At 40.2% G+C, this 9,432-nt stretch carries 5 protein-coding genes and 1 pseudogene; 5 read left to right on the top strand and 1 reads right to left on the bottom strand.

The genetic code is table 11. The features are described from left to right. Positions 1–60: 60 nt before the first annotated feature. The 5 genes from E1176_RS11370 to E1176_RS11350 all read left to right on the top strand — a co-directional run bounded on the left by E1176_RS11370 (position 61) and on the right by E1176_RS11350 (position 9,023). A complete protein-coding gene (locus E1176_RS11370) occupies positions 61–456 on the top strand; it encodes a YbjN domain-containing protein (RefSeq protein WP_155210734.1) in 396 nt (131 codons plus the stop codon). A gap of 12 nt (positions 457–468) precedes the next feature. Beyond that, complete coding sequence (locus tag E1176_RS11365; protein WP_155210733.1) at positions 469–1,185, top strand: PspA/IM30 family protein; 717 nt, start codon at positions 469–471, stop codon at positions 1,183–1,185. Positions 1,186–1,191: 6 nt separating this feature from the next. Then, positions 1,192–1,815: an OB-fold-containig protein gene (locus tag E1176_RS11360; RefSeq protein ID WP_155210732.1), complete on the top strand. Its 624-nt coding sequence runs from the start codon at positions 1,192–1,194 to the stop codon at positions 1,813–1,815. Between the two features lie 11 nt (positions 1,816–1,826). Then, positions 1,827–3,995 carry a flotillin family protein gene (locus E1176_RS11355; protein WP_155210731.1) on the top strand — a complete coding sequence of 723 codons (2,169 nt, stop codon included), beginning with the start codon at positions 1,827–1,829 and terminating at the stop codon, positions 3,993–3,995. A gap of 126 nt (positions 3,996–4,121) precedes the next feature. Beyond that, complete coding sequence (locus E1176_RS11350; protein ID WP_155210730.1) at positions 4,122–9,023, top strand: DNA repair ATPase; 4,902 nt, start codon at positions 4,122–4,124, stop codon at positions 9,021–9,023. 55 nt (positions 9,024–9,078) lie between these two features. Here the strand turns inward: E1176_RS11350 and E1176_RS11345 are convergent. Continuing rightward, positions 9,079–9,432: pseudogene (locus tag E1176_RS11345) on the bottom strand (hypothetical protein); the annotation flags it as partial.

Raw genomic sequence — 9,432 nt, 5'->3', positions numbered from 1 at the left:
TATTTTGAATAATTTGTGCTCCTTTTTCAATAATCGCAGAACCAAAACTTAAAAGCACTTATGAGTAACTCTTTTCAGAAAGTAAGAAATTATCTACTCGACTTGGATTGCAATATCAGACATGAAAGTGAAGAAGAAGGCTTGTTTGTAGTTGAAGACGAAAAAAGTGGAATTAACAATCTTGTATTAGGTTGTGCAGATCCGATATTAATTATAGAGCAATACATATTTGAAGTTAAAAATCAGCACAGCGATGTGTTTATGAAATTGCTTCAAAAAAACCGTGATATCATACACGGAGCATTTGTACTCGATGAGAGTGGTACAAAAGTCATATTCAGGAATACTTTAGAGCTGGAAAACCTTGATTTAAACGAGCTTGAAGCCTCGTTTAATTCCCTGAGCCTCTTGCTCAGTGAGTACTCTAATGAGTTAATAGAATTTTCTAAAAATTAAAATTTAAGAGACATGAACATATTTAGTAGACTATTTAAAATCGGCCAATCTGAGGCACATGCTGCTATAGATAAGCTCGAAGACCCTATAAAGCTGACGGAGCAAGGGATTAGAGATATGAAAAATGATCTTGATAAAAGCTTGCAGGCTTTGGCGGAGCTTAAGGCCATGGCCATAAGAGCCCGAAAGGATGTAGACACTTATAAAAGCAAGTCGAGTGACTATGAGCAAAAGGCCATCCTATTGCTCAAAAGAGCGCAAAGTGGAGATCTTGATGAGGCAGAAGCAGATAGGCTTGCGACAGAAGCTTTGGTGCAAAAAGAAGAAAACATGAAGCATGCTGCCAGAGCTTTGGGCGAAAAGCAAAAATATGAAGAGTCTATCGAGAAGATGGATAGCAATGTAAAGCGCCTGAAGTCGACCATTAGTAAATGGGAAAATGAGCTGAAAACGCTAAAAGCGAGAGTTAAGGTGAGCAATGCTACCAAAACTATTAATAAGCAAATGGCTCAAATCGATTCTACCAATACCATTTCTATGCTTGAGCGCATGAAGGAGAAGGTAGATAAAGATGAGGCTTTGGCAGAAGCCTATGGAGACATAGCTCAGGAAAGCAGAAGTGTAGATGAAGAAATTGAGAAGACACTGGCTGAAACAGGTACAACTGAAAAAGCCGAAGAGCTAGCGAAGCTGAAAGAAAAATTAGGAATAAAGAAAAACGAAGAATAATAACTTATGGGTGAATTACTAGATGCGGCAGTATCTCCTGCCAATATAATCATAACAGCACTTTTTGTCTTTATCGTCATTTATTGGATCACTGTAATAATCGGTGTGCTCGATGTAGACTTTATGGACTTTGATATCGATATAGATGCAGATGCGGAAGTAGACGGGCTATCAGTAACCTGGCTCAACTCTGTGCTGGCATTCTTCAACCTGGGGCAGGTGCCTGTTATGATTTTCTTTACATTTTTAATCATACCGGCCTGGGCAATATCGGTCATAGTAAATGATTTTATCGGTAATTCTACCCTTATAGTTGGAGTAATTGTACTGCTGGGATCTCTATTTGTCAGTCTGTTTGTCGCAAAAATTTTGACAATACCATTTATCAAACTTTTTGGAAGACTTGGCAAAGATGAGGAGAGAGATGAAGTACTCATTGGCAAAATGTGTACTGTAACGATAACAGCACGTGAAAATAAAACAGGACAAGCGCATGTACTCACAGACGGAGCGCCCCACCTGCTCAATGTTCGCACTTCTAAAGGTCATGAGCTCAAAAAAGGCGATACTGGTCTGGTGATCGAGTATAACAAAAAACTCAACGTGTATTTAATAGAACCTTATAATTAATCTAAACAAGAATGGCAACAAGCGTAACAATCGTATTAATAGTTTTTGGAGCTGTATTCTTCATAGGAATCATCTCCATGTTTATCAAAATGTATCGCAAAGCGGTACAAGGGGAGGCCCTTGTGCGTACCGGTGTAGGCGATGCAAAAGTAAATTTTTCAGGAATGTTCGTAATTCCGGTTTTGCACAAACTGGAGATTATGGATATCACACTGAAAACCCTAAATATCTCCAGGCTCGGCAAAGATGGTCTGATCTGTAAAGACAACATGAGAGCAGATATTAAGGTAAGTTTCTTTATTCGTGTAAATAAAACTACCGAAGATGTTATTCACGTAGCACAGTCGATCGGGTGTCATCGCGCGTCTGATATTGGTGAGTTAGAAATGCTTTTTGATGCTAAATTTTCTGAAGCATTAAAAACAGTAGGTAAGCATTTCGATTTTGTAGAGCTGTACAACTCCAGGGCGAGCTTCAAAGAAAAAATACTTGAAGAAATAGGTACCGACCTCAATGGCTATGTGTTAGATGACTGCGCTATTGACTACGTAGAGCAAACCTCTATCGATGATCTCAATGAGAACAATATCCTGGATGCGCAAGGTATCAAAAAGATTATCGAGCTTACCTCTACTGAGAAAATCAAATCTAATCTTATTGAGCGTGAGCGAGAGAAAACCATCAAAAAGCAGGATGTGGAAGCCCGCGAAACAATTCTTGAGTTAGAAAAGCAACAAACAGAGAAAGAAGAGCAGCAGCGCAGAGAGATTGAAAACATAAAATCGAGAGAAGCTGCCGAAATAGAAAAAGTGAAGCAGGAGAATGAGATGAAGGCTCAGCAGGCTCGTATCGCTACAGAAGAGGAAGTGGGTGTAGCCGAAGAGAATAAAATGAGGCAAATACTCGTGGCTCTGAAAAACAAAGAGAAGACAGATGCGATTGAGACAGAACGCGTAGAGCAGGCCAGAGCACTTGAAGCCACAGAAAGAGAGCGAGTGGTTGAGTTGGCTAATATCGAAAAGGAGAAGTCACTCGAGGTTGAAAGACGAAATATTCAAGAGGTTATAAGAGAAAGAGTGACAGTAGAAAAAGCTACTGTTGAGGAGGAAGAGAAGATCAAGGATACACGTGCGATGGCCGAGGCTGATAGAAATAAGAAGGTAGCTATCACAGCAGCTGAGCAAAAAGCACAGGAAGCGCTCGTACAAGAGATAAAAGCTGCTGAGGCAGGCAAACAAGCCTCTGAGCACAGAGCGAAGCAAGCACTTATAGATGCAGAAGCAGAGCAGGCAGCGGCCAATCATAAAGCAGAAGCAATGAAAACATTGGCTGATGCAGAAGCGGCTCAAAAAGCAGCCATCGGTATGTCAGAAGCTCAAGTGATGAGTGCCAAGGCAGAAGCTAAAGAGAAAGAGGGTGAGTCTGATGCTGCAGTAATAGAAATGAAAGCTGACGCAGAAGCTAAGGGTATTAAAATGAAGGCCAACGCACAGGCAGAAGCTGACGAAAAACTAGGCTTTGTTGCGGCTAAAGTTTCTAGAGAACAAGGACAGGCTAAAGCCGAAGTTACAGAGGCACAAGCAGCCGCTGATGAGAAGAAAGGTCTGGCAGAAGCTAAAGTAATGACTGAGAAGTTTAAAGCAGATGCTGAAGGCATCAAAGAAAAAGCTTCCGCAATGAAGGCGCTTGACGGGGCAGGTATGGATCACGAAGAGTTTAAACTGAGAATACAGAAGGAAACTCAGGTAGAGCTTGCACAAATCGATGTACATAAATACATCGCTGAGGCACAGGCAAAAGTAATTGCAGAAGCCATGAAGGCGGCCAAAATAGATATCATTGGTGGTGAGTCAATGTTCTTTAACCAAATAGTCGGTTCTATCACAAAAGGTAAAGCGATTGACGGTTTACTTAAAGGAAGCGATACCATAACCGATATTAAAGATGCATTTCTAAATACAGATGGCGGCAGCAGCTTTAAGCAAAATATTGGTCAGTTGTTGAAGTCTTTTAACGTATCATCAGAAGACCTGAAAAATCTTACAATCTCTGCTTTACTCTTTAAAATGATGGGAAGCGCAGAAGACGATCAGGTAAAAAATAGCTTGAGACAAATGATGAGTTTGGCAAAATCTGCCGGTCTCGATAATGAGACGCCTAAGACATTAGGCCTCGCATAGTTTGAGGTAGCCATTCTTGAGTGTTTTTCCCGGCTTCTGATAAAAGAAGCCGGGGATACAACACCGCTTAATGGAATAAATCACACACCTTAAATTTTGTCTTTACTTTTTTAGAATATCATCACTATGTCAAAACAGCACGAGGAAGATACCAAGCAGGATATATCATTAGAAGGCGGCACTTATGAAGTGCTTAAAAACAGGCTTAAAAATTATGCAGATGAGCTTTCGGCTGCCCTAAAAAGTCTTAATCAATCACGTAAGGATGTATTTGGAGCTATAGAAACCACTCTTATAGCTACAGAAAGAATTAATACAGAAAACAATTGTATTCCATGGGATATGGTGCCCATCGGCAACCAATTTATATTTGGTTTCAATGTACATCTGGGGCTTAAAAGTAAGGTTGAGCTTTCTGATGTTTTTAGCATCCATGCCTATAAAGACCATACTTTTCCTGCACTTGATTACAGTCTTATAGAAGATGAGCAGTTTGTTACTGATTTTCAAAAACTCTACAAATATTATAAAGACACCCAGTTTGTAAAGTTTGCCAAAATTGGTCCTCACCTCTATATGATATTCAGAATCGGCAAAGATATAAGTGATATTAAGGCCTTTAAATGGTTGATCGATGGAGATAAGCTTACTTACCTGGACAATAGGAGTGAGCATGAATTCAGTTTTCCTGATCAGCATGCTTTTAAATGGAAGCGAACCACCAGAGACTACCATAGGGAAGGGGAGTACCCACATATTTCTATCGAAGACAAGGTTTTTGTAGAAACTGTAGGAGGAGATCTTACCATAAAAGTGGAAGATAACACAGATTCTGGTCATGGCATCTATCATGAGGAGGTTGATAACCCTGACCAGACATTAGATGATGCAGAGGTGCTCTATGCTATTTTAGGCAACCTTATACTTTTGAAAATAAGGCCTTATCAGGAGAAAGAATATCGCCATATTGTCTACAATAGTAAGCTGCAAGAGGCAAGGTCAATCAATGCCATAAAAGACGCCTGTGTACTTTTACCAGACGGACAGGGAGTAATTTTCTCTAATGGTTATTACTTGCAAAGTGGCGATTACAAGCTTTTTCAGAGTGGGTTAGAAAACATGGTTTACGAAAAAACCATAGCCTCACCCAATGGAGAGGATTACCTATATGTTTTTTACAATCGTAGAAAAGGCATATACCTCTTACTGCCCTATAACATCATAGAGCAAAAAGTAGAAAACCCAATTACCTGCCATGGGTATGCAATATTCGACAATGGAGAATTATGTTTTTTCAATGCGGATGATGAGCCAAAGAAACACCATGCTGCTAAAATTTGGCAGACACCTTTCACAGGTCCTGATTTTCAACCCACCTCTCAAAACAACTCCTATTTATATAAAATAGGCAACAAAGAGGTGGTGAAGGCCATGGCTGAGTGCAATGAGGTAATCAGTCTTGTTGAAAAAGGGGAAAATTATGATGATCTGTATGTTGATTTACAACGAGGCGCTACAGATATAATAGACAGCTATCATTGGCTGGGTCATAAAGAGGCTTACAACGCGCTTGATCCATTAAAGGGCATAAGAAGCACTGCCTCTTCGGCCATCGATGAGTATGACAAAGTCGTAAGAATACGAAAAAGCACCCGAGAGCAGGTAAATGAAGTGCTCGGGCAAGTCGATGAGCTCGTAAAGAAAATTAGTCGGGAATCTAGCCATACGTTAGAGACATTTGTAAAGAACCTCACAGCGCTTAGAGAGCGCAGGGGAGAAACTGAGTCTCTGAAATCTCTCAGGTATGTTGATGAGCAGGAGATTGATAAGTACGAAAAACTACTAAAGGAAGAAAATCAGAGATATGCCGATAGCTGCGTTAGATTTCTTTTAAGAAATGATGCTCTTAAAGAATATGAGCAAAAAGTGTCTGCGCTGGAGGAGGCTATCGGTGAGGTTTCTAAAGTGGTTGAAATAGAAGAGCTCAACAGTAAAATCGAGCAGGTGTCTAAAGACCTCGAAATGCTTATTGATATAGTGAGCAATCTCAAAATCTCTGACCCTACTCAAACTACGCAGATTATAGATAATATTTCGGCATTATTCTCTGTGCTCAACAAAAACCGAGCAACGCTTAGAAAGAAAAAGCGCGAGATGCTTTTGGTAGAGGGCAAAGCAGAGTTTAACGCACAGATTAAACTCATAGAGCAAAGTGTAACTAACTACATTGACCTGGCTGAAACACCCACAAAATGTGATGAGTATTTAGCAAAACTGATGGTTCAGTTGGAAGAACTTGAAGGCAAGTTTTCTGAATTTGATGATTTTGTCGAAAAAATTTCTGAGAAGAGAGAAGAAATCTACAATGCCTTTGAGGCTAGAAAAGTGGCTCTGGTAGAGGCGAAAAATAAGCGAGCCAATAATTTAATGCAATCAGCTACGCGCATACTCGGAGCTGCCCAAAGCAGAACACAACGCATGACCACCATTGGGGAGATCAATGGCTATTTCTCCTCAGACCTGATGATGGAAAAGCTGAGAAACATTGTAGCGGAGTTAAAAGAAATTGGAGACTCAGTAAAAGCTGATGACATTCAGAGCCGCATGAAGTCTCTGAAAGAAGACGCCATCAGGCAGCTTAGAGATAAAACAGATTTGTTTGAGTCTGGTGAAGATATCATCAAGTTTGGTAAGTATAAATTTACTGTAAACACCCAATCACTGGAAGTTACGATTGTGCCGAGAGAGGACAACCTGTTTTACCACCTCACAGGCACCAATTTATATGAAGAAATTAAGGATGAAAGATTAAACAGTACCCGATCGGTGTGGGGTCAATCTATCGTATCCGAAAATAGCGAGGTCTATCGTGCTGAATATTTGGCATTCAAAATTTTGCAAGATGCAGATAAGCCAAAGCAAAACGGTCAGACTATTCTTTCTCTAGATGAGCTTTATAGACTTACCAAAGATGAGTTGACAACTTATGTGCAAAAATATATGGCCTTAAGGTACAACGAGGGCTATATGAAAGGTGTGCATGATCACGATGCAACACTTATACTGGAGTCGCTATTAAAATTTCATCAGAATGGTGGACTGTTACGCTTTAGCTCAGAGTCTCGGGCGCTTGCACGGTTATATTGGCAGCACCTTATCGATGATGAGTATAAAAGCTTGTTAGAAAAGCGTATCAAAGGCTTAGGGATAATTATAGATGTTTTTCCAAATCTTAATGAGTATTCTCAAATTATCGAAGAGATTCAATTAGATATGGAAACTAAGCCCATTGCTATTTTCCCAGAAGGACTGGTGGAAGGTGCAGCCGTTTATTTATTCCATGAGATCAAAGATCACGAAGATTTTGTAAAATCTGCCAATGCATCGTCTCTGGCCAATGCTTTTCAGGAGTATTTAAAGGATAAGAAAATCAAAAAGAGGTTTAGTGATTCTATCAACCAGCTCAAAAACCCTGTAGATCAATTTGTTCTGATCAATAAATGGCTGGATGCTTATGTGGGTCATTCTCAGCAGCAGGACGATGAAGAGTTTGTGAAAGAGGCCGCTCTTATATTGCTGGACCCTACAACACAACCCCGGGTAGTAAGCATACCTTTGGTAGAGGATATCGATGGGTTTCAGGGGAGTCACGATGTGTTGATTGACGGCAACTATCATATGAATTTCAACAGATTCTTGTTGAAGATGCAGCAGTTTGAAGCGCTTACCGTGCCAGCTTTCAAACAATTTAATCAAGTAAAAAAGGAGTTGGTTACTGAGTTTACCGAGGAACTGCGTTTTGAAGAATTTAAGCCAAGGGTGATGGCTTCTTTTGTGCGTAACAAGCTGATAAATGAGGTTTACTTACCATTGGTGGGAGCCAATTTGGCCAAACAAATCGGAGAGGCTGGTGAGAATAAGCGTACCGATTTGATGGGTATGCTTTTGCTGGTTTCACCTCCTGGCTATGGTAAAACCACCCTCATGGAATATATCGCCAACAGGTTAGGAATCATTTTTATGAAAATAAATGGTCCGGCCATCGGCCATAATGTTACCTCTGTAGATCCGGCAGAAGCACCTAACGCGGCAGCTAGGGAAGAGCTTAATAAACTCAACCTCGCTTTTGAAATGGGTGATAATGTTATGATCTACTTAGATGATATCCAGCATTGTAATCCAGAGCTGCTTCAAAAATTTATTTCACTCTGTGATGCCCAAAGGAAAATAGAAGGTGTCTACAAAGGCAAAAGTAAAACCTACGATTTCAGAGGTAAAAAAGTGTGTGTAGTGATGGCCGGAAACCCCTACACCGAGAGTGGTGACAAATTTCAAATACCTGACATGCTTGCCAACAGAGCTGATGTCTATAATCTGGGTGATATCATTGGAGATGCAGAATCTGCGTTTAAATTGAGTTATTTAGAAAATTGTATTACTTCAAACCCTGTACTCAACAAGCTGGCTGGCAAAAGTCAGGAAGATGTATATACACTGGTAAGCTCTGCTGAGAAAGGCAGTATGGAAGGGGCTGAGTTTGAAGCCAATCACTCACCGGAAGAGATCAAAGAATATGTAGATGTTTTCAATAAATTATTCAAAGTACGCGATGTGATCTTACGTGTCAACATGGAATACATTCGTTCGGCTGCTCAATCAGATGAGTACAGGACCGAACCGTCTTTTAAGCTTCAGGGTTCTTACCGGGATATGAATAAAATTGCCGAGAAAGTATTTTCTGTAATGAACGAGGAAGAGTTGCAAACACTTATCAAATCGCATTATGATAACGAAGCTCAAACCCTGACTTCAGGAGCAGAAGCAAACCTTTTGAAGTTGAAAGAGCTTAACGCCAAACTCACAGATAAAGACATGGCCCGTTGGGAGGAGATAAAAGAGATTTTTATGAAAAAGCAGCGCTTAAGAGGCTTTGGTATGGGTAATCAAATGGGGCAAATGCTCAGCCAAATCGAGGAGGTTACTAAAGGCCTGGAGGGCATTAAAGACGCATTGATGAAAAGGAAATAAAGCTTAAATAAAAACCCGAAGAATGATTTTCTTCGGGTTTTTAGTTTCTGGTAACTTACTTACACATTGTTGAGTAGTCGTAGATAAATTGCTCAAATTCTGACCAATCCGGGTTTTCTCCATATTTTGAGATTAACTCAGGACACTCCCCAAAAAGCTCCTCCATGTCTTTCTTGTATTCTTTCTTTTTAATTCTTTTGGCGATTTCCTCACCATCTTTCTTTATGTAATAAGATTTTGCCAAACCTCCAGCGAGTGTCATTCCACCCACTCCTATACTTGCTGTCTCACCAGCGAAAGGATCATAATATACAGTGATTTTTTTACTGAAAGTTGGGTTCATCACCTGTAGCATACAATCCTGAACTTTTTTCTTTTTCACCTGCACTTTCGAAGATTCCATATATAA

Origin of the sequence: Fulvivirga aurantia (genome assembly GCF_009711475.1) — a bacterium.
Classification (GTDB): Bacteria; Bacteroidota; Bacteroidia; order Cytophagales; family Cyclobacteriaceae; genus Fulvivirga; species Fulvivirga aurantia.
The sequence above is the reverse complement of the archived record's forward strand: the minus strand, read 5'-3'. Positions and strand labels throughout refer to the sequence as shown.

What these genes read in the sequence shown, in the direction of transcription:
- E1176_RS11370 (WP_155210734.1), top strand. Translation starts at nt 61, where the DNA reads ATGAGTAACTCTTTTCAGAAAGTAAGAAATTATCTACTCGACTTGGAT.
- E1176_RS11360 (WP_155210732.1), top strand. Translation starts at nt 1,192, where the DNA reads ATGGGTGAATTACTAGATGCGGCAGTATCTCCTGCCAATATAATCATA.
- E1176_RS11365 (WP_155210733.1), top strand. Translation starts at nt 469, where the DNA reads ATGAACATATTTAGTAGACTATTTAAAATCGGCCAATCTGAGGCACAT.
- E1176_RS11355 (WP_155210731.1), top strand. Translation starts at nt 1,827, where the DNA reads ATGGCAACAAGCGTAACAATCGTATTAATAGTTTTTGGAGCTGTATTC.
- E1176_RS11350 (WP_155210730.1), top strand. Translation starts at nt 4,122, where the DNA reads ATGTCAAAACAGCACGAGGAAGATACCAAGCAGGATATATCATTAGAA.